The sequence below is a fragment of the Bacillus sp. ms-22 genome (assembly GCF_009759805.1).
GTDB lineage: Bacteria > Bacillota > Bacilli > Bacillales > Bacillaceae > Bacillus > Bacillus xiamenensis.
Genome location: NZ_CP046653.1, coordinates 809,786 through 830,750, shown reverse-complemented (window position 1 = coordinate 830,750; position 20,965 = coordinate 809,786). Strand labels below are relative to the sequence as shown.

Below are 20,965 nucleotides of genomic sequence, written 5' to 3'. Positions count from 1 at the left end.
AGATATTGAAAAATAGAAAGGATGAAGTGAATTGATACAGATTCGGCCGTTGCCCCCTGATCAATCTGTCCCTATGGATCTTTTATTATTAGCTGATCCTTCAAAAGAAAAGGTCCTTGCCTATGTAGAATCTGGTTCTTGTTATGTTGCCTTTCATGAACAGGACATGCTAGGTGTCTATGTTCTCACGTCTCTGTCTCAGCATACAGTGGAAATCATGAATGTCGCTGTGAAGGAGTCATGGCAAGGAAAAGGGATTGGAAAACAGCTGGTGCGCCATGCCATTTCAGAAGCCAAAGCTGCCGGCTTTCACACAATTGAAATTGGCACAGGCAACTCTAGCATTCAGCAGCTCGCCCTTTACCAAAAATGCGGCTTTCGCATGGCGTCCATTGATCACGATTTCTTTCTTAAACATTATGATGAACCGATCTATGAAAATGGCATTCAGTGTATGGATATGGTTCGGCTGTCACTCGTTCTTCAAGCAGACTGAGTCCATTCAGCCTGCTTTTTTATGTTCTGCTCTTTTTCACTGCATGAATCACATATTGAATCAAGAAATAAAGCACGGCACCCGCTAAAAAACAGACCACGCATCCAAAGAGGGTCGCCTCAGAGCTGAATTGATACTGTTCAATTTTCATGATATAAAATGGCATGCCAAACAGAGTTGGACTTGATTCCACATGTTTGACCTCTAGCAGCAGTAAAAATACCGGAGTCATAAACACAGCAAATACATAAAGCATCGCTAGCGTTAAGCCGCTAGAAAACGAATGAAAAACTTTGACCATCTATTTCTCTCCTTTCATCTCTTTTAAGCTGGCTGTGATATTTTTCCCGTCTGGGCAAGCTGGATGTAGCATCACAGTGTTTAGTAAAGAAAAAAGCAGCAAAGGATGCGTCATCGGATGCTTCCATATCAGAAAAAGCACAGCCGAGCAGATTACTGGAAACAACGGACCTGCAAGTGCCACCATCATATTAAAGCTCGGCCGGGCAAAGGTCTCATGAACGATCGACACGTGCTTCCAATCGATCATCACCACATAATCAAAAAGCGGCCTTTTTTCGATTTTGTTGCACAACATCACCATCAGTATATGACCGAGTTCATGAATGACCACAACCGCTATCAAGCAAATCAAAAGTTCCATCATCGCACAATCGGCCTCTTTAACATGGCAGCATATATACAGCTAAAGAATACGGCTGAGAAGGCCATGTAGGCGATTGAGAGAAGCTCGGTATGTGCTGAAAGCCACTCTAATAAAATCATATCCATCATGCTGAACACAGCAATCATCATCACAATCACAAACAGTTTATTCAACTCGCTGATTTTCACGACAAAGCCTACACATGCCGCCATGACGGTGATCAATAAAATGGACAGACTCGCCAAAACGTGACCTTCACTTTCAATGCCCAACACCACATAAGCAAGCCCGATATACACAAAATATATCAACAAATTGATCGTGTAATAAAATAAAATTCTCGACAGTAAATAAGCGCCTTTTGATGAATTTAACATAAAGATGGCTCGATGGTTCATATGATATTCCCTGCCAATCATCAGCGGAAGCATGATCAAGATCTCTTTTAATGCAAACTGCACAATAAAAGCATACAGCCAGCCAGTCTCTGCCGGAGTAAACACAAACGGGAGACCTATCGTGAAACAGACAAGAAATAAAAACAGAATACCCTGTTCTTTAAACACAGCTGATCGCGTGAAATAAACAAATTCCTGACGCAATTGAGTCAGAAATGAAGAATCCGTTCTGATTTTCTGGTAAGAAAACGCCTTTACTTCTACTTTCAGCTGCAAAAACATCCGATTGACATAACAAGGCGCTAAACCCTTCAGCCAAAGCCATCCGGCGCATAGTAAGATCACAAGAAACACGAGATAGCCAGACGGCCATACGTGCATCATCTCAGCCGCTTTTTGAAAGAGAAAAAACTCAAAAGCGCCGAGCGTCACAAATCCGATCGTTTGTAGCAGTAAATGCTCTTTTGTTTTTGAAATGAAATGGCTCACTCCGATTCGTATGAGCATCCAAGAAGCGAGCGCATACAGCGCCAATACACAGCAAGTAACACAAATAACCATCATCCAATACATAGATGGGATAACGCCGCTAATAAAAAGTCCAAAACCAATTGGCAAAAAAAGCAGGCCAAGCATCATGAAGCAAAACAACACCGGAAAGAAATAGACACACAGGACAAATGACACACTTTGAATCGCACTATTCAGAAAGAAGAATTGATACTCTTGACGCTTCATTTTATTGCGGGAAAAGACAACACCCGCACCTAAAAGTAAAAGTGTCATTTTCACAAATTGAAGGTATAAAGCAGTTGGTTCGCTTTCCCCTGCTTGCATAAAAAAACGCAGGCTCATGACCACGTATGTGGCATAGATCAACAAGAAAAATGCGGCTGCTGTGAGAAGCTGCAAAGGATATTTTTTGCCGATCTGCTTTACTTTCGTTATGAGCATGCCCCATTCTATTTTATGAAGAACGTGTCGTGTCCAAATCATTGAGTAACCTCTCCACCTGTATATAGTAATCTCGATTCACTTCTTTATAAATGTCCTCAAGTGCTTTTTGAGGAAATGTCCGGCTTGTTTCTTGACGAGACATATCCAGCTTTACGTCACCGTTTCTTAAGATCATGAGATGATCATACAATGTCTCACCAAAACTTAAATGATGAGTGGAAATGAGGATACCAGCGCCTTGATCTCTCAGTTTCATGAGCACCTTTTTTAAGATGATCATCATATCTGGATCAAGTCCGTTCGTTGGCTCGTCGAATACATAATAATCACAAGGCCTGAGGAGCTGTGAAATGATCTGCGTTTTCTTTTGATTGCCATGAGACAGCTGGGCAATTGGCTGATCCATATACGGACTCAGCTCAAAAAGATCAACGAATGTCTCCTCCCGCGTGATATCTTGCTCATGTGGTAGCTGGAGTAAGTGAAAATATTCTCTCGGCGTTAAATAATCAAACAAAGCATGTTCATCAGGAATATAGGAAACATGTTCTTTTAATAGGGAGATATGAGCTGAGGATTGAAAGTTCAGCTGTTGACCATGTAAAGATACGTACCCTGTAAATGGCGTCAGCCCAAACATAGATTGAATCATCGTTGTCTTTCCTGCACCATTATGCCCCAAAAGAAGAAGCATACGTCCTTTCTCCACATTTAGCTGAATATTGCGAAGAGAGAAGGTGCGGCTATACGTTTTTTCTTTTAATTGTAAGGTCAGCATCATGTCCCTCCGTTTGTTTCAGATAGAACAGATGACTTCGCCTCACGATATCGTCATCTGTCCCTTACATCTGCTAAAAACTCAACCGCATTTGATTTTGATGTAAATGCCTAAAAACTTGAATTGCCCTGCAAATTTAGAGCCTTTTCCAAATGTTTTGCATGCCCAAACCAGTGCTGCAAATGTCACTACACCTAAAATAACCGCAAGAACATAAATCCAAAATGAGTTTTTCTGTGTATTCTGAGAAGTTAGGATTCGTTGCTTCTTTTCCTCATAGGCTGCCAATAAATGTAGTACATACATGTACACACTTACAGGAAAACGAAGACTAAAAGCATTCAGCATCTTAACACCTCCTAATATATGTAAAACAATAACACCATCATACATAAAACATAAGTTCAAATTTATTCATATTTCTAGAAATTTTTTCATGATTTCTTTCTTATATATTGGCATTTTACCGAATTTTCAATGACAGAAGAATTATTTTTTACAGAAAAAGGATATGCCAAATGGAATAGTTGCATGAACATAAAAAAAACGCTGCGTGTCGCTCTTATGTAAGAGCGGCACGCAGCGCGGTACTGGCATTATTTATTCAAGTTATAGAACGTTTCAATGCCATGATATTGTGCTGTTTCAGCCAATTGATCTTCGATGCGAAGCAATTGGTTGTATTTCGCCACACGGTCCGTACGAGACGGAGCACCTGTTTTGATTTGTCCAGCATTTGTTGCAACTGCAATGTCGGCAATTGTGCTGTCTTCAGTTTCACCAGAACGGTGAGAGATGACAGCTGTATATCCTGCGCGTTTTGCCATTTCGATTGCATCAAATGTTTCAGTTAATGTACCGATTTGGTTCACTTTGATCAGGATTGAGTTACCAACGCCGTTTTTGATTCCTTCAGAAAGCTTCTTCGTATTTGTTACGAACAAGTCATCTCCTACTAGCTGAACCTTGCTGCCAAGGCGCTCAGTTAATAGTTTGTGACCTTCCCAGTCGTTTTCATCAAGGCCGTCTTCGATAGAGATGATTGGGTATTTTGATACCATATCTTCATACCAGTCAACCATTTCAGCAGATGTTTTCACAACACCTTCGCCTGATAAATGATATTTACCGTCTTCTTTGTTATAGAACTCAGAAGATGCAGCATCCATCGCAAGTTTCACTTCTTCACCTGGTTTGAAGCCCGCTTTTTCAATCGCTTCTACGATTGTTTGAAGTGCTTCTTCGTTAGAACCAAGGTTTGGAGCGAATCCACCTTCGTCACCTACAGCTGTGTTTAAGCCTTTTGCGCTTAATACAGATTTCAGGCTGTGGAAGATTTGTGCGCCCATGCGAAGTGCTTCACGGAAGTTCGGTGCACCTACAGGCATAATCATGAATTCTTGGATGTCTACGTTGTTATCCGCATGCTCTCCGCCATTGACGATGTTCATCATTGGCACTGGAAGCGTTTTGGAGTTGAATCCACCAAGGTATTGGTAAAGTGGAATTTGCAAGAAATCAGCAGCCGCACGTGCTACAGCGATAGATACGCCAAGAATGGCATTTGCGCCTAATTTCCCTTTGTTTTCTGTTCCATCAAGTTCGATTAACAGCTTGTCAATCGCTACTTGTTCTGTTACATCAAAGCCTAAAAGCTCTGGTGCAATGATTTCGTTTACGTTGTTTACAGCTGTCAGAACACCTTTTCCAAGGTAACGGTCTTTGTCTCCGTCACGTAGTTCTACTGCTTCATATTCACCAGTAGAAGCACCACTTGGAACTAATGCACGGCCAAAACCGCCAGATTCTGTGTAAACTTCTACTTCAACTGTTGGGTTACCGCGTGAGTCTAATACTTCGCGTGCATATACGTCAACAATGTATGGCATTGTGATTTCTCTCCTTTTGAATCAATTTGTTATTTTTGAATCAATGATGTTCCTGTCATCTCTTTTGGTTTTTCAAGACCAAGTAAGTCTAAAAGTGTTGGCGATAGATCGGCTAAAATGCCGCCCTCTCTAAGCGTCACACCTTTTTTCGTGACGATCACTGGAACAGGGTTTGTTGTGTGCGCAGTATGCGGCTTTCCTTCTTCGGTAATCAGCACGTCTGCGTTACCGTGGTCTGCCGTGATGATGGCATGTCCGCCTTTCGCTAGGATTGCGTCGACTACAGCTCCTAAACACTCATCTACTGCTTCAATGGCTTTAATGGTTGGCTCAAGCATTCCTGAATGACCGACCATATCCGGGTTGGCAAAGTTCAGAATGATCGCATCATGCTTGTCTGCATTGATGTCTTCAACAAGTGCATCCTTCACCTCGTAAGCACTCATTTCCGGCTTTAGATCATAGGTTGCCACCTTTGGTGAATTAATCAAGATGCGGTCTTCACCAGGAAATTCTTCTTCACGTCCACCACTCATAAAGAATGTCACATGAGGATATTTCTCTGTTTCAGCAATCCGCAGCTGCTTCAATCCATTTTGTGAAATCACTTCTCCTACTGTGTTATCCAAATTCACTGGTTTGAAGGCGACATAGCCATCCACCGTTTCACTGAAGTGTGTAAAGCAAACGAAGTGTAAATGCTTCGGATACGCTTCTCCGCGGTCAAATGAGCGGAAATCTTCATTTGTGAATGTGTTTGAAATTTGAATGGCACGGTCTGGACGGAAGTTATAGAAAATCACAGAGTCGCCGTCGTTTACCTTTGCAACTGGCTCACCATTTTCTCTTGTAATGACAGATGGAATGACGAATTCATCATAGATTCCATTTTCATATGAGTCATCCACGACATCATAGACGTTTTGATAACTTGGACCTTCACCATACGCCATTGCTCGATATGCTTTTTCCACACGATCCCAGCGTTTGTCACGATCCATTGAGTAATAGCGTCCAGAAAGTGTTGCAATTTCACCGACACCAATTTCTTTGATTTGTTCTTCAAGCTGTTTTAAGTACACTTTGGCTGTCTTCTGACCAACATCACGTCCGTCCAAGAAGCCATGAATGTATACTTTTGTTAAGCCTTCTTTTTTCGCTAGTTTCAGCAATGCAAATAGATGCTGGATGTGGCTGTGCACACCGCCATCTGACAATAGTCCAAATAAATGAAGGGCCTTGTCATTCTCTTTTGCATAGGTCATTGCGTCTAGGAACGTTTCGTTTTTTTCAAATTCCCCATCACGAATGGCGACATTCACTCTTGTTAAGCTTTGATACACAATGCGTCCTGCACCGATATTCAAATGCCCAACTTCAGAGTTCCCCATTTGACCTTCTGGGAGACCTACTGCTTCACCTGAAGCCGTTAACGTTTGATGCGGGAATTCGTTCCAGTAGCGGTCAAAGTTCGGTTTCTTTGCTTGTGCAACAGCGTTTCCGACTGTTTCACCTCTTAAACCAAACCCGTCTAAGATGATTAATGCAACTGGTTTCTTACTCATATTGACCTTCCTCCAATAATTGAACGAAAGACTGAGGCTCTAGGCTTGCGCCACCAACCAAAGCACCGTCAATATCGGATTCTGCCATATATTCTTTAATATTCGCCGGCTTTACGCTTCCGCCATATTGAATGCGAAGGCTGTCGGCCGCTTCTTGACCAAATTCGCTTGCAACGGTTTGGCGAATGTGAGCACAAACATCATTTGCATCTTTCGCTGTAGAAGATTTACCTGTACCAATGGCCCAGATTGGCTCATATGCAATAACAGATGCAGCAACTTGCTGCTTTGTTAAACCAGCTAGTGCTTTCTTCACTTGATCAGCGACAAGTTCATTTGTTTTGCCTGCTTCACGCTCTTCAAGCGTTTCACCTACACAGATGATTGGAACGATGCCATGCTTGAATGCTGCGTGTGCTTTTTTGTTCACTGTTTCATCTGTTTCAGCAAAGAATTCACGGCGCTCTGAATGACCGATCACTGAGTAGCCGATGCCAAGATCTTTTAGAGCAGCAGGGCTGATTTCACCAGTGAATGCACCGTTTTCTTCAAAGTGCATGTTTTGCGCACCAATTTTCAGGTCTGTTCCGTTTGAAAGGCTGTTCAGCTTTTCAAGGAAAAGGGCTGGTGCACATACAATAGATTCCACTTTGTCAGGAGATGGAATAGATGATTTTACTTCTTCAACGAAGCTGACCGCTTCGCCAAGTGTTTTATTCATTTTCCAGTTCCCAGCTATAATTGGTTTTCTCATGATTGACACTTCCTTATAGCAGTTTTGGTCTTATTTATCGTTTAATGCAGTCACACCTGGAAGCTCTTTGCCTTCCATAAACTCAAGTGAAGCGCCGCCGCCTGTCGAAATATGGCTCATCTGATCGGCAAGTCCAAATTTCTCAACAGCTGCTGCTGAATCTCCACCGCCAATGACAGAATATGTATCTTTTGCTTCTGCCAGTGCTTCTGCAATTGCTTTTGTTCCTTTGGCGAATGCATCAATTTCAAATACACCCATTGGACCGTTCCAGACAACAAGCTTGCTGTTTTTAATGACATCAGCATACTTCTCTCTTGTCTCTGTTCCAATATCAAGTGCTTCTAGATCACTTGGAATTTCAGAGATTGGCACAATGCTTGTATTCGCATCATTTGAAAAGTCGTCGGCTACTAGAACATCTGTTGGAATAAGGAAGTTCACGCCTTTTTCTTTTGCACGTTCCATAAAGGATTTCGCTAAATCTACTTTGTCTTCTTCTAATAGGGATTTCCCTACTTCGTGGCCAAGTGCTTTGACAAATGTATAAGCGAGTCCGCCGCCGATGATGAGGTTGTCCACTTTATCAAGAAGGCTTTCAATCACACCGATTTTATCCTTTACTTTTGCCCCGCCGATAATCGCTGTAAAAGGACGGTCAGGATTAGTAATAGCCTTTCCTAGAACCTCAAGCTCTTTTTGCATGAGGAAGCCCGCAACAGCCGGAAGATATGCTGCAATACCAGCTGTTGATGCATGTGCACGGTGTGCAGCACCAAACGCATCATTGACATACACATCCGCTAAATCAGCAAACGCTTTTGATAATTCAGGATCGTTCTTTTCTTCACCAGGATAGAAACGAACGTTTTCAAGCACTAGCACGTCTCCTTCTTTTAAGTCAGAGATTTGCTTTTTCACGTTGTCGCCGTAAGCTTCATCTGCTTTTTTCACTTCTTGTCCAAGAAGCTCTTGCAGACGTTTTGCCACAGGTGTCAGACGCAGTTCTTCAGTAACTTGACCTTTCGGACGACCCAAATGACTAGCTAATAGTACCTTTGCGCCTTGCCCTGTTAAATACTTAATGGTTGGTAATGCTGCGCGAATACGAGTATCATCCGTCACGTTTCCGTCCTTCATTGGAACGTTAAAATCCACGCGGCAGAACACAACTTTACCTTTTACGTCAATGTCTTTTACTGATTTCTTATTCATGCTCGTCAGGAGATCCTCCTTTATTCTGGTTTCCTTACGCATTAGACAAGTCTCTCTTTTATCCTTTTCCCATTTTGCCCTCATCAAAACGAGAAATCGTGCAGAACGGATAAAAACAGAGAAAAAGGGAAAGGGATGCTTCCCCTTCCCTTGTCCGTCTTCATTATATCGTGTCTCTAGGAAAGAACCAAGTGAGTTCCTTCAGTATGAGAAATTAGAGACCTTGTTTTGCAATGTAAGCTGCAAGGTCAACTACGCGGTGAGAATATCCACTCTCGTTATCGTACCAAGAAATGACTTTCACCATGCTGCCTTCCATTACCATTGTAGAAAGAGCATCGATTGTAGAAGAGTTTGCATTACCATTGTAGTCACCAGACACTAATGGCTCTTCGCTGTAGCCAAGGATTCCTTTAAGTTCTCCTTCAGCTGCTTCTTTCAGTGCTGCATTTACGTCTTCAGCTGTTACATCTTGGTTTAATTCAGCAACAAGGTCAACTAAAGAAACGTTAGGTGTTGGAACACGCATTGCGCCACCGTTTAATTTTCCTTTAAGTTCAGGCAATACAAGTGAAACAGCTTTCGCAGCACCTGTAGAAGTTGGGATGATGTTTTCCGCAGCTGCACGAGCACGACGGTAGTCTTTGTGCGGAAGGTCAAGAATTTGTTGGTCATTTGTGTATGAGTGAACAGTTGTCATCATACCGCGTTTGATACCAAATTTATCGTTAAGTACTTTTGCAAATGGAGCTAAGCAGTTTGTTGTACAAGATGCATTAGAGATAACATCGTGGCTAGCTGCATCGTATTTGTCTTCGTTTACACCCATAACGATTGTGATATCTTCTTCGTTAGCAGGAGCAGAGATGATGACTTTTTTAGCGCCAGCTTCTAAGTGTTTTGCAGCGTCTGCACGTTTCGTGAAGAATCCAGTAGATTCAACAACGATTTCTACGCCTTGTTTACCCCAGCTTAATTTTGCAGGGTCACGCTCAGCTGATACTTCGATTGTTTTACCGTTCACTACTAAGTTTGTACCGTCTACAGAAACCTCTGCATCTAGTTTTCCGTGAACAGAGTCATATTGTAAAAGGTGTGCAAGCATGTTAGCGTCTGTTAGATCGTTAACCGCTACTACCTCAACTTCAGGATTGTTTAATGCTGCACGAAATACGTTACGTCCAATACGTCCAAATCCGTTAATACCGACTTTTACTGCCATGATGTTTCCTCCTTTTATAGGTAACAGAATGTTTTATATTGAGGGATCAATTGACTCCCTTAATAACTCTTTTGCGGCTCCTTCGTCTGTAACAAGAACCGTTCGGCGGGGTTTTTTGAAATAGGCTTCAATGGCCCCTGCCTTTGATGATCCACCTGCAACAGCAATGATGTGTGGAATGTTTTCTAGATCGTCTAGCTGCATGCCGACGGAGTGAACTTTGTGTACGACCTCGCCATCACGATTAAAGTAATAGCCAAAGGCCTCAGTCACGGCGTCATGCTCATCAATCTTTTTTAAATCTTCAGTTGGTGTGTTTCGTCTCATCGCCATTGTTTTTGCTTCCCCGATCCCGTGAATGAGCATCGTGGACGATTTAATCGTTTGAAGCACTTCTTTGACGGACGGCTCTTCAATAATGGAAGAGTACGCACCTTCTGACAGCTGTCCTGGAACAAACAGCAGCTTGTAAGTACCGGAAGCTTTTTCAGCCATGTGGGCACAAATGGTGTTTGCCTGATTTTTTACATTCTCCCCAAGACCGCCTCTCGCAGGGACAAACATCATGTCGCGATTTTTGGCATCAGGGGTCATCATTTCGGCAACGGCTTCCATCGTCGTTCCGCCAGTGACGGCGACGATATTATTTCCTGTAAACCTTTTTTTCATACATTGGACAGCAGCTCTCCCCATCTCTTGCTTCACCCACGGAGATTCGTCACTGTCACCAGAAACAATAATGACTTCTTCCAGGCCTAACTTCCTCTTTAATGTATTTTCCAAAAAGGTTAAGCCTAAAACGTCTTTCATCATTCCTTCAAGCATGTCTAGCAAAGCATGACCTTCACTTGTCAGCATCATACCGCTCGTTTTAACATCCAGCAGGTTTTGTTCTTTTAAGAACTGAACTTCAGCTCTTAAGATGCGCTCACTGAGACCAAGACTTGTCGCAAGGCTTCTTCGGCCAATTGGTTCAGCTAACCTGATGTACTGCAAAATGTCATAGCGTTTTTGCATAACTGTAAGAAGATCTGGCAATAATTTTTTTTGAGCTTCCAATAAATGATTCATGGCAAACGACCCTTTCTTTTCACGTTGGACTCAAAACGTCCCACTGTGACAAAAAACGTCCCGCCACAGCCAAAAAAAATCAAACCCTGCTTTCTTTCATTATTTTAACAGGATCATCTTGCATTTTCAACTCTTACAAACACATTTAGACAAAAAATAGACACATTTTCGCCGATAACCTGCTTGTCACCTAGCTTCTCGCTATTTTATTTCTTTCAAAATATTATTTTTCTTCTATATAGAATGAATTTGGCATGAAAAGGTGCAGGCGAATGTGATCCGCCTGCTTATGTTTTTGGTACCGCTTCTTCCTCTTCAGCAAACCGCTTCGCATCTTCCTTCGGTTTGATTTTAAGGTAATAAATGAGATAGCAGGCAGCCATGAACGGAACACCGCAATAAAGGCCAATCCGCTGATCCTCAATAAAGAATAAGCTGATAAGAATCAAGCCAAATGCGATAAAGCCTGCCAATGGCACAAATGGATAAAGTGGTGTACGGAAGACGAGATCCTTTACATCTCCTCCGTCTTTTATGAATTGTCTTCTAAAGAAATACTGGGATAAACAAATGGACATCCATACGACCACAAGCACCATACCTGAAATTGAAATAAGCCAGACATAGACCGTTTTTGGTGCTACAACACTCGTGAGCAGAGATAGAGCAGAAACACCCATTGTCACCAATAATGCGTTGATCGGAATTTTACGCTTGGACAATTTTTTCGTAAAAACAGGTCCTTTCCCATCCTTTGAAAGCGACCAGAGCATTCGTGATGATGCATATAATCCAGAGTTCGCTACAGATAGAACGGCTGTAATGATAATAAAATTCATGATATCGGCGGCGTATGGTATGCCGACCTTGTCCAATACCACAACAAACGGACTATCTACAGTGCCTGCTGTCTGCCATGGAAGAAGTGCGGCAAGAACCGCAATAGATAAGACGAAAAAGACCATCGTTCTCCAAATAATATTCCGAATAGAACGAGGGAGTGTTTTTTCGGGACTTTCACTCTCCCCTGCTGCAATCCCTACAAGCTCTGTTCCTTGAAAGGAGAAATTAACTGTGACCATGGTTAATAAAATCGCAAAAATACCATTCGGAAAAAGGCCGCCATGATCCGTCAAATGACGAAATAGAGGGGCTGGTTCTCCGTCTTTCAAGTGAATCATTCCGAAAATTGCGCCAATTCCAATGATAATAAACAAGACGATGGCAGCAACCTTGATGGCTGAAAACCAAAACTCTGTCTCAGCGAAGCTTCGTGCTGAGATGGCATTGATGGCAAATAAGATGATGCTAAATGCCAGACACCAAAGCCACACAGGAATATCAGGGAACCACCTTTGGAGTAAAATACCTGCCGATGTAAACTCAAGTCCGATTGTACATGCCCAGCTAAACCAATAGAGCCAGCCGATCATAAAGCCTGTGGATGGACCAATATACTCGGTTGCATACGCCTGAAAGGAACCGGCTGTCGGCATCGCCACTGCTAATTCACCAAGACAGAGCATGACCAAATACATGAACAGGCCGCCAATGATAAATGAAAGAATCGCTCCCCCAGGTCCAGCCTGATGAATAATGAGTCCTGACCCAAGGAAAAGGCCTGTGCCAATGACCCCGCCTAAGGCAATCATAAAGAGATGTCTGCTTTTCATGGAACGCTCTAGTTCATTATGCTGTTCTTGCTTCAAATCCGCTTCCCCACTTTCACTCTTCTATTCATCATCTTTTGACAAAATTCGCCGTTCATTGAAAGAGAAAGGGAGAATTTGAGGCTTCTCCCTTGCACCCTTTATGCTTGAAACAATGCTTCAATATGATTGATCGCCCAGTCTAAGTCTTCTTTTGAAATGGTGAGCGGCGGTGCAAATCGAATTACTGTCTCATGGGTTTCCTTGCATAACAGCCCTGCTTGCTTGAGCTTTTCACAATATGGTCTAGCTGCCTCATGCAGCTCCATGCCGATAAATAGTCCGCGCCCGCGCACTTCCTTAATGACAGGGCTTTGAATACGTGACAGTTTGTATTTGAAATATTTGCCAAGCTCCTTTGAACGCTCTGCTAACTTCTCGTCAATTAAAACATCCAGTGCAGCAAGTGACACTGCACATGCGAGAGGATTTCCACCAAATGTAGACCCATGAGACCCCGGATTAAACACGCCTAAAATATCACGGTTTGCTACAACACATGAGATCGGGAATACCCCGCCGCCAAGTGCTTTACCGAGAATCAGCATATCAGGCTCAATTTCTTCCCAGTCACATGCGAACATCTTACCCGTTCGTGCTAATCCTACTTGAATTTCATCTGCAATAAATAAAACATTCTCCTTCTCACATAGTGCCTTTGCTTCTTTCAAGAAGCCCTCTGGCGGCATGATAATGCCCGCTTCCCCTTGAATCGGCTCAATGAGAAAAGCCGCTGTTTGCGGAGTGATTGCTTCACGCAGCGCATCCAGATCTCCATAAGGGACGAGCTTAATGCCCGGAAGCATCGGACCAAAACCTCTTTGATATTCTGCTTCAGAAGAAAGTGACACAGCCGTCATCGTACGGCCATGAAAATTCCCGGTACATGCAATGATTTCTGCGCGATTCTCTTCAATGCCCTTTACATCATAGCCCCAGCGCCTTGCTGCCTTTACAGCCGTCTCCACAGCCTCCGCTCCTGTATTCATCGGCAACGCCATATCTTTATTCGTCAGTTTGCAAATTTTCTCATACCAAGGACCAAGCTGATCATTATGGAAGGCTCTCGATGTCAGTGTCACACGGTCTGCTTGTGTTTTGAGTGCCTCAATAATACGGGGATGCCGATGTCCTTGATTGACTGCGGAATACGCACTAAGCATATCCATGTATCGATTGCCTTCAGGGTCAGTCACCCACACGCCCTCAGCCTCTGAAATCACAATTGGCAGCGGATGATAGTTCGCAGCACCATATTGTTCTGTTTGTTGAATCAATTCATTTGTCTGTGTCATCATGTTATCCTCCTTCAATAAGCTTGCCTTTTTCCATTGGGTTCATCTTCACTCTTATGTTATGCAAGGATTGTGCCAACTTTGTAATCGCTTCGTTCTAGGTTTTATCTTGCCTTTAACGCAAAATGATTTTTCATATGCAAAATTTTTAAGAGGAAACCGCAAAATATTTCATGTAAAATAGAGGGAAAGGTCTGGAGGTGGCGTAAATGAAAAAAGAGCACCATGTCGAAAAACTTGAAAATGAGATTGATCTGTATAAACAAATGCTCGATTTAATTGATGTCGGGGTGCACGCCATTGACGAAAATGGCAATACCATTGTTTATAATAAAAAAATGATGGAGATCGAATCTTTAAAACGCTCTGATGTCCTTTATAAAAATGTATTAGACCTCTTTGTCTTTCAAGACGAGATGCACAGCACACTTGTCCAAGCGCTGCGAACGGGAAAACAAACGGTTCATGCAAAGCAGACATATCACAACTACAATGGAAAAGAAATCACAACCATTAACCATACATACCCGCTCGTTCGAGACGGTTTGATTCAAGGAGCAGTTGAAATTTCGAATGACGTCACCAAGCTCGAACGGCTGATTCATCACAATATGAAGAAAAAAGGAAACACACGCTTTACATTTGATTCAATTATTGGGGAGAGTCCTGCATTTTTAGAAGTCATCGAGCATGCGAAACGAGCCACACGCACCTCATCTTATGTGCTGATTGTTGGAGAAACAGGGACAGGGAAAGAACTGTTTGCACAAAGCATTCATAATGGCAGCAGTCGTTCATCCGGACCATTTATTACCCAAAACTGTGCGGCGCTTCCTGATAACCTTATTGAAAGTCTGCTGTTCGGAACGCAAAAAGGGGCTTTTACAGGCGCAACAGATCAGCCCGGTCTATTCGAACAAGCACAAGGAGGGACACTGCTTTTAGATGAAATCAATTCCTTACACCCGGCTCTTCAAGCAAAACTATTGCGCGTCTTGCAGGAGAAGCGCGTGAGAAGGTTAGGCAGCACAAAAGAAATTGCCGTTGATGTGAGAGTAATTGCCAATATGAATGAGGACCCTGTGGATGCGATTGCGAGTGGACGGATGCGAAAGGATTTATTTTACCGATTAGGAATTGTCACCTTGTTTATCCCCCCGCTTTCTGAGCGAAAAGAAGACATCCCTACGTTTGTCATGCATTTTATTCAAAAATATAATGAGCTGTTTCAAATGAATGTGAAGGCGGCTGATGAAGAGGTGCTTGCTCTGTTTCAGGCTTATGATTGGCCAGGCAATGTCAGAGAGCTGGAGCATGTGATTGAGGCTGGGATGAATATGATGATGGATGAAGCATACTTAAGCTTGCAGCATCTTCCCTATCATTTCAGATTCAAGCATAGGGAAGGTCGTCCTGCTGAACACATGCAGGTGAGTCCTGTGCAGCAACCATCAGCAGCTGATACCTTTATCTACACAAGCTCGGAACAGACGACTGATTTTCAAACCCAAATGGAACGCTTTGAAAAACAATATATCGTCCATTACTTAAATCAAATGGACGACAATATTTCACAGACTGCAAAGATACTGGGCATGAGCAGGCAAAGTCTGCAATATCGAATGAAAAAACTGCATATTACTCGTCAATAATAGAGCTGTGCCCTTATGGGGCACAGCTCAGATTGTTGACAAAGGGCTAAAAAGATCTTTATTTTAGCCCTTTGTCTTCTTTACAGCGTGAACTGAAAACCTTTGCAGTCTAGGAAGGACGAGTACCGGAGCGGAGCGAATTTGACATTCGTGAGCACCGGCACGCAGAACTGACAAAGAATGCGAGGGTTTGTCTACACGCTGGCTGTGCCCTTATGGGGCACAGCTATTGTTGTATATCTGGCTTTCTTCCCTGTTCTTGTTGCACGTCGCCGAGACGTCTTTCTACATTTTCCAAATGTGTGAGCATCGCTCTCTCTGCTTCTTCTGGCTGTTTGGCCATGACGGCTTGATAAATTTGCTCATGGTCTTTGTAAAGCTGCCGTATGGAGGCTTTCTTTGAGAACAGTACAGCTTTTCTCGTTTCTCGCATCGTTTCTATTAACAAGGTTGAAACCTGACTCATTAATGTCTCTAGTACACCATTCTTCGAGGCTTTGGCTAAGGCAAGATGAAATGTGAGGTCTGCCTCTTCCCCCATTTCTTGATGAGCTTCTGCCAGCTTCATTTGTTCGAGTGCATCACGCAGGCGATGAAGGTCCTCGTCTGTTCGCAGCAGCGCCGCCTTTTTGACAGCACCTGCTTCAATGATTGCCCTCACTTCAAAAAGCTGCGCTATATCTTGCTGCTTCATCAAAAAAGCAGGAGATGTACAAAATGCGAGCTGTTCAGGATCGAACTGCTTCACATATGTGCCTTCTCCTTGCTTCATCTCTATTAATCCGATCGCTTTCAGAGCGGACAGCGCCTCTCTCACAGCGGAACGACTGACTTGAAAGTTTTCAGAGAGCGCTTGAACCGAATCTAATTTTTCCCCTGGTAGAAGCTCACCCGTACGAATGGATTCAACTAATGCATCCGCTATTTCTTCATATATTTTTTTCGTTTTGATTTGTTTATATTTCAATTGGTCTCACCTCATCACCGTTGTCTATCCTTCGGCTCATGCCCTATCTTATACTTTACCCCAAAATTTCAGATCACACGTCTCCCCTTTTCTCAATTCTCAAGAAATCTTCAAGCGGTCTTTTTCTCATCAAAAAAGAAGCACGAGCCATTTTTCTGGCATGTGCTTCTTTTTAATCATAGCGCTTCCGCTGTGTGGATGACGGAAGGTTCATTTGTTCACGATATTTTGCAATGGTCCTGCGCGACACGCGAATACCAAAGGTTTGCTGAAGCAACGTCATGATTTGCTGATCCGAATACGGTTTTTTCTTATTTTCCGATTGAATCAGCTCGGCAATGTGGGTCTTCACTGTGTAGCTGGACGCTTCTTCTAGCGAATGCCCCTCTAGTTTCGCTTGGAAAAATTGTTTCATTTCCATTAATCCATAAGGGGTTTGCACCATTTTCCCTTTGACGGTTCGGCTCACTGTCGACTCATGCACTTGTAAAACATCTGCAATCCGCTTCATCGTAAGCGGTTTCATTTTATGCTTCCCGGTAAGGAAAAAATCAGTCTGTTGTAAGATAATCTCACGAACGACATTTGTCATCGTTTGTTTTCTCTGTTTAAGCGCTTGAACAAGCCAATTGTACTGCTGCTCTTTTTCCTTTAAATACGCATATGCTTCATGCCGCTTTCGATCTTGAATCATGGCGAAGTACGCTTGATTCATTTCAATGTCCGGAAAGGCACGCTGGTTCAGCTCAAATGTAATGTGATCTTGCATAGCAGTAATAAACACATCGGGCTCTATATACACATGCTGTTCCTCGTAAGAAAAATGAAGGCCTGGTCGTGGTTCAAGGAGTGACACCTCATCTTGTACCGCTTGAAGTGTTTTCATTGGAATGCCTGTTTTTGAAGCAATTTCCTTCCAAGCCTTTCTTGCGAAAAGAAAGAAATGCTCTTCGATGATCCGCTCGGCCTCATACCAGCGGTCCTTTTTTCTTCTAAGCTGAAGCAGAATGCATTCTTGCAATGATCTTGCGCCAATACCGGCAGGCTCTAATGATTGAAGCTGATGAAGAACGGCTTCTACTTCTTCTGAAGAAGCCTCCAAAACAGCGGCCATTTGATCAACCGGTTCATTTAGGTAGCCATTGGAATCAATGGACTCAATCATAAAGTGAAAGATTCTTTGATTCTTTTCACTTAAATTCAAATCAATGGCCTGTCTCTTTAAATACATTTGCAGGCTTTCTTTTTGGTGCGAACGATACGGCTCTGTCATTCGATCTTGCGTTCTTTTATGATAAACTGGTTGATAGCTGTCCGTGTCTTTCCGCTCAATCAGAGGGTTCTCAAGCGCTAGCTGGTCAAGATACTCGCCCAGCTCTGCACAATTCAATTGCAGCAACGTAATGGCCTGCCTGAGTTCTTGTGTGAGCACATGCTTTAATACTTGTTCTTGTTGCAGTTTAAGGCTCATTGTCTCCCCTCCCTCTCCTCATTTTACATGAAGATTGACGGACCGTATATATGAAATAGGAGTGATTTCCATGTCTGAACTTTTTTCTGTTCCATACTTTGTCGACAACTTGAAACAGCATATTGCCATGAATCAACACGAGGACAAGGTGCATGCCATGAATGCTTACTACCGCTCGGTGGTTTCTACACTGGTTCAGGACCAATTGACCAAAAATGCTGTTGTCTTGAAACGAATTCAGCATCTTGATGAAGCTTATCAAAAGGTGAAAAAAGACAGCGAATAAATGGGCGAAAAATAGCACCCTTTGCCTCGATTGCAAAGGGTGTTTGTCATGCAGGAAACGCTTTTGATCCAGCTTTGATTTGTACATCATCAAAAAGCCGGACCGCCCCGCAGTATACACAGGATAAAGGCAAACTGCTTATGTACGAGCTGCCTTGATAGAGGTACATGCTTTCTTATGCAGAGCACCATGCAATGTGTCAATGACGCGCTCCTGTTCAGCCTCTGTCATGCTTGTTCCAGATGGCAGACAAAGCCCTGTCTCAAATAACAATTCCGAGGCTGGAATCCCCGTAGCGGCTGTATAAAAAGGACAATCATGAAAGAGCGGCTGCCTGTGCAGCGGCTTCCATACACGCCTCGCTTCGATCTGCTCTTCTTCCAGCGCATCAATGATCTCGACTGGAGAAATCTGCGTATCACGATCAATGGTTAATGTCGTCAGCCAGCGGTTGGACTTCGTCTCTTGATATTCCGGCATAAAATGAATGCCTTCAACATCGGATAAAGCGTCATGATAACGCTGGAAAATGCGCCGCTTTTGCTGAACACGCTCGTCTAACACGTCCATTTGGGCAATCCCTACACCTGCGAGCAGGTTGCTCATGCGATAGTTGTACCCCACCTCTTGATGCTCATAATGCATCGCACGTTCTCTTGCCTGTGAGGCGAGGAAATGGCATCGTTCGATGGCAGCTTCATCATCACTCACCAGCATTCCGCCTCCTGATGTTGTCATGATTTTATTTCCATTAAAAGAGTAAACACCGAACCTGCCCATTGAGCCGCTTTTTCTTCCTTTATACATAGCGCCTAATGATTCAGCAGCATCTTCAATGATGGGCACATCATATGCCTCACACAGCGCTATGATCTCATCCATTTTCGCACTTTGGCCGTATAAATGAACGACAATGACCGCCCGAGGTCTTTTCCCAAGACGTTTTGTTTCAACAAAGGCTTTCTCTAACGCAAGCGGACACATATTCCATGTCTCTCTTTCTGAATCAATAAAAACAGGCACTGCTTGTTCATATAAAATAGGATTTGCACTTGCCACAAATGTAAGGGTGGAACAAAAGACAACATCTCCCTTTTGAACGCCAATGAGTTTTAAGGCAAGATGAATGGCTGCTGTTCCTGAAGATAAAGCTGCTCCTTTCTTCACCCCTGCATAGTTCGCGACCATTTGCTCAAATTCATTCACAAGCGGTCCTAAAGGCGCAATCCAATTGCTCTTAAAGGCTTCCTCTATTTTCAAGCCTTCCTTTCCACTCATATGAGGAGGAGATAAGTAGATTCGGTTCTTTTCTTTCATTATTTCCCGCCCTCTCTCCGATCTTTGATCTCAATTGCAGGAACACCTACAGCGACTTTCTGATCGTGTATATCTCGGGTCACTGCTGCTCCTGCACCAATGATTGACCAGCTTCCAATGGATGTACCAGGTGTCACAACAGCCCCTGCCCCAATATGGGCTCCCTCACGCGCGGAAACACAGCCGGTAAGCACAGCTCCCGGTGAAAGGTGAACAAAGGCTCCAAGTAAGCAGTCATGCTCCACGATCGAGCCAGTGTTGATAATCGCATGTTCACCGATGACTGCATCTGCTTGGACAACCGCCTTTGTCATCACCACAGTTCCTCTTCCAATCTTGGATGATGGACTTATGACGGCGTCTGGATGAATCAGTGTGGCAAATGCCGTGTCTTTAAACGAGAGACGTTCCTTGATCATCTGTCTCATTTCATTTTGTCCAATGGCAATCAGCCATTTCGTATGGGGCATTTCCTCTCTTAGCATTTGACTCATGGAGATCGGTGCATAAAGAATGCCGCTTTGAGTGACCGCCTGAGCAAACTGATCGTCTAATACAGTACACAATGAGTAATCAGGATGCGAAAAAATCAAATCCTGAATGACCTTGCTATGCCCGCCAGCCCCAATTAAGCCAATGGGCTGCGCTTTACGTATCGATCCCTTTGAATTTTTCGGCTGTTGCATGATGCGGCTGCTGCACCCCCTCTGTTTTGATGACTTTCAGCAAAGTCATCCATAAAATTTTCAAATCAAGCCAAAACGATTGATGCTCAACATACCAGAGGTCATAGGTGAATTTTTCCTCCCAGGAGAGCGTGTTCCTTCCATTCACCTGCGCCCATCCAGTAATACCAGGCTTCACAAGGTGACGCTTAGCCTGCTCCTCTGTGTACATCGGTAAATACTCCATTAAAAGAGGTCTTGGTCCAACGAGGCTGAGCTCTCCTTTCAGCACATTGACCAACTGCGGCAATTCATCAAGACTGAGCTTGCGAATCAAGGCGCCCGTTTTTGTTAATCGAAGATGATCTGGAAGCAGCACACCCTGTTCATCGCATTCATCAGTCATCGTTCGAAATTTATACAGCATAAATGGCCGGCCATGCAGACCAGGCCGTTCCTGCCGAAACACCACAGGAGCCCCGATTTTCCACCTAATGAGTCCATACATGAGAAGGAAAAGAGGGCTACCTGCGATGAGCAGAGTCAGTGCCACGACCACATCTATTATTCTTTTCATCATTGCATCTCCTT

General features: G+C 43.4%; 21 protein-coding genes. 3 read left to right on the top strand and 18 right to left on the bottom strand.

What is annotated here, in order from left to right:
* Nucleotides 1-31 precede the first annotated feature (31 nt).
* Complete coding sequence (locus GPA07_RS04245) at nucleotides 32-496, top strand: GNAT family N-acetyltransferase (RefSeq protein WP_008358290.1); 465 nt, start codon at nucleotides 32-34, stop codon at nucleotides 494-496.
* A gap of 19 nt (nucleotides 497-515) precedes the next feature.
* On the opposite strand, the gene GPA07_RS04240 is transcribed toward GPA07_RS04245, so the two are convergent.
* From GPA07_RS04240 to GPA07_RS04180, 13 genes are all read right to left on the bottom strand, one after another.
* A complete protein-coding gene (locus GPA07_RS04240) occupies nucleotides 516-797 on the bottom strand; it encodes a hypothetical protein (RefSeq protein ID WP_008358288.1) in 282 nt (93 codons plus the stop codon).
* On the bottom strand, nucleotides 798-1,163 hold the full coding sequence (locus GPA07_RS04235) for a zinc metalloprotease (RefSeq protein ID WP_008358286.1): 366 nt from the start codon (nucleotides 1,161-1,163) through the stop codon (nucleotides 798-800).
* Nucleotides 1,160-2,557 (bottom strand): hypothetical protein, encoded by a 1,398-nt coding sequence (locus GPA07_RS04230; RefSeq protein WP_157292081.1) that lies wholly within the window; start codon nucleotides 2,555-2,557, stop codon nucleotides 1,160-1,162. The genes GPA07_RS04235 and GPA07_RS04230 overlap by 4 nt, the downstream gene beginning before the upstream one ends.
* A complete protein-coding gene (locus GPA07_RS04225; protein ID WP_157292080.1) occupies nucleotides 2,529-3,296 on the bottom strand; it encodes an ATP-binding cassette domain-containing protein in 768 nt (255 codons plus the stop codon). Before GPA07_RS04225 ends, GPA07_RS04230 begins: the two co-directional genes overlap by 29 nt.
* 81 nt (nucleotides 3,297-3,377) lie before the next feature.
* Nucleotides 3,378-3,644, bottom strand: a complete 267-nt coding sequence (locus GPA07_RS04220; RefSeq protein ID WP_008358279.1) for a hypothetical protein — start codon at nucleotides 3,642-3,644, stop codon at nucleotides 3,378-3,380.
* 248 nt (nucleotides 3,645-3,892) lie between these two features.
* Entirely contained in the window at nucleotides 3,893-5,185 is a 1,293-nt protein-coding gene (gene eno, locus GPA07_RS04215; RefSeq protein WP_008358278.1) for a phosphopyruvate hydratase, read from the bottom strand.
* Nucleotides 5,186-5,214: 29 nt separating this feature from the next.
* Nucleotides 5,215-6,750, bottom strand: coding sequence for a 2,3-bisphosphoglycerate-independent phosphoglycerate mutase (gene gpmI, locus GPA07_RS04210; RefSeq protein WP_157292079.1), 1,536 nt, complete (start codon nucleotides 6,748-6,750; stop codon nucleotides 5,215-5,217).
* Nucleotides 6,743-7,504, bottom strand: a complete 762-nt coding sequence (tpiA, locus tag GPA07_RS04205) for a triose-phosphate isomerase (RefSeq protein ID WP_008358274.1) — start codon at nucleotides 7,502-7,504, stop codon at nucleotides 6,743-6,745. Before tpiA ends, gpmI begins: the two co-directional genes overlap by 8 nt.
* Nucleotides 7,505-7,534: 30 nt before the next feature.
* On the bottom strand, nucleotides 7,535-8,719 hold the full coding sequence (locus GPA07_RS04200) for a phosphoglycerate kinase (protein ID WP_008358272.1): 1,185 nt from the start codon (nucleotides 8,717-8,719) through the stop codon (nucleotides 7,535-7,537).
* A gap of 214 nt (nucleotides 8,720-8,933) precedes the next feature.
* Nucleotides 8,934-9,941 (bottom strand): type I glyceraldehyde-3-phosphate dehydrogenase, encoded by a 1,008-nt coding sequence (gap, locus tag GPA07_RS04195; RefSeq protein ID WP_007500174.1) that lies wholly within the window; start codon nucleotides 9,939-9,941, stop codon nucleotides 8,934-8,936.
* Between the two features lie 33 nt (nucleotides 9,942-9,974).
* Entirely contained in the window at nucleotides 9,975-11,012 is a 1,038-nt protein-coding gene (locus tag GPA07_RS04190) for a sugar-binding transcriptional regulator (RefSeq protein WP_008358269.1), read from the bottom strand.
* Nucleotides 11,013-11,299: 287 nt separating this feature from the next.
* Entirely contained in the window at nucleotides 11,300-12,685 is a 1,386-nt protein-coding gene (locus tag GPA07_RS04185; RefSeq protein ID WP_412096183.1) for an amino acid permease, read from the bottom strand.
* A gap of 137 nt (nucleotides 12,686-12,822) precedes the next feature.
* Nucleotides 12,823-14,016, bottom strand: coding sequence for an ornithine--oxo-acid transaminase (locus GPA07_RS04180; protein WP_157292077.1), 1,194 nt, complete (start codon nucleotides 14,014-14,016; stop codon nucleotides 12,823-12,825).
* 209 nt (nucleotides 14,017-14,225) lie between these two features.
* Between GPA07_RS04180 and GPA07_RS04175 the strand changes: the two genes are divergently transcribed.
* Complete coding sequence (locus tag GPA07_RS04175) at nucleotides 14,226-15,668, top strand: sigma-54 interaction domain-containing protein (RefSeq protein ID WP_008358263.1); 1,443 nt, start codon at nucleotides 14,226-14,228, stop codon at nucleotides 15,666-15,668.
* Between the two features lie 226 nt (nucleotides 15,669-15,894).
* Here the strand turns inward: GPA07_RS04175 and GPA07_RS04170 are convergent, their stop codons facing one another.
* Nucleotides 15,895-16,635, bottom strand: a complete 741-nt coding sequence (locus GPA07_RS04170; RefSeq protein ID WP_071168540.1) for a FadR/GntR family transcriptional regulator — start codon at nucleotides 16,633-16,635, stop codon at nucleotides 15,895-15,897.
* Between the two features lie 172 nt (nucleotides 16,636-16,807).
* Complete coding sequence (rpoN, locus tag GPA07_RS04165; protein ID WP_008361226.1) at nucleotides 16,808-18,106, bottom strand: RNA polymerase factor sigma-54; 1,299 nt, start codon at nucleotides 18,104-18,106, stop codon at nucleotides 16,808-16,810.
* Between the two features lie 70 nt (nucleotides 18,107-18,176).
* Between rpoN and yvfG the strand changes: the two genes are divergently transcribed.
* Nucleotides 18,177-18,392: a protein YvfG gene (gene yvfG / locus GPA07_RS04160; protein WP_157292076.1), complete on the top strand. Its 216-nt coding sequence runs from the start codon at nucleotides 18,177-18,179 to the stop codon at nucleotides 18,390-18,392.
* A 138-nt stretch (nucleotides 18,393-18,530) separates the two neighbouring features.
* Here the strand turns inward: yvfG and GPA07_RS04155 are convergent, their stop codons facing one another.
* Genes GPA07_RS04155 through GPA07_RS04145 form a run of 3 tightly spaced genes read right to left on the bottom strand, consistent with a single transcriptional unit; the run spans nucleotide 18,531 to nucleotide 20,951 of the window.
* Nucleotides 18,531-19,709 (bottom strand): DegT/DnrJ/EryC1/StrS family aminotransferase, encoded by a 1,179-nt coding sequence (locus tag GPA07_RS04155; RefSeq protein ID WP_157292075.1) that lies wholly within the window; start codon nucleotides 19,707-19,709, stop codon nucleotides 18,531-18,533.
* Nucleotides 19,709-20,395: an acetyltransferase gene (locus GPA07_RS04150; RefSeq protein ID WP_157292074.1), complete on the bottom strand. Its 687-nt coding sequence runs from the start codon at nucleotides 20,393-20,395 to the stop codon at nucleotides 19,709-19,711. Before GPA07_RS04150 ends, GPA07_RS04155 begins: the two co-directional genes overlap by 1 nt.
* Nucleotides 20,358-20,951, bottom strand: a complete 594-nt coding sequence (locus GPA07_RS04145; protein ID WP_157292073.1) for a sugar transferase — start codon at nucleotides 20,949-20,951, stop codon at nucleotides 20,358-20,360. The genes GPA07_RS04150 and GPA07_RS04145 overlap by 38 nt, the downstream gene beginning before the upstream one ends.
* Nucleotides 20,952-20,965: the final 14 nt, after the last annotated feature.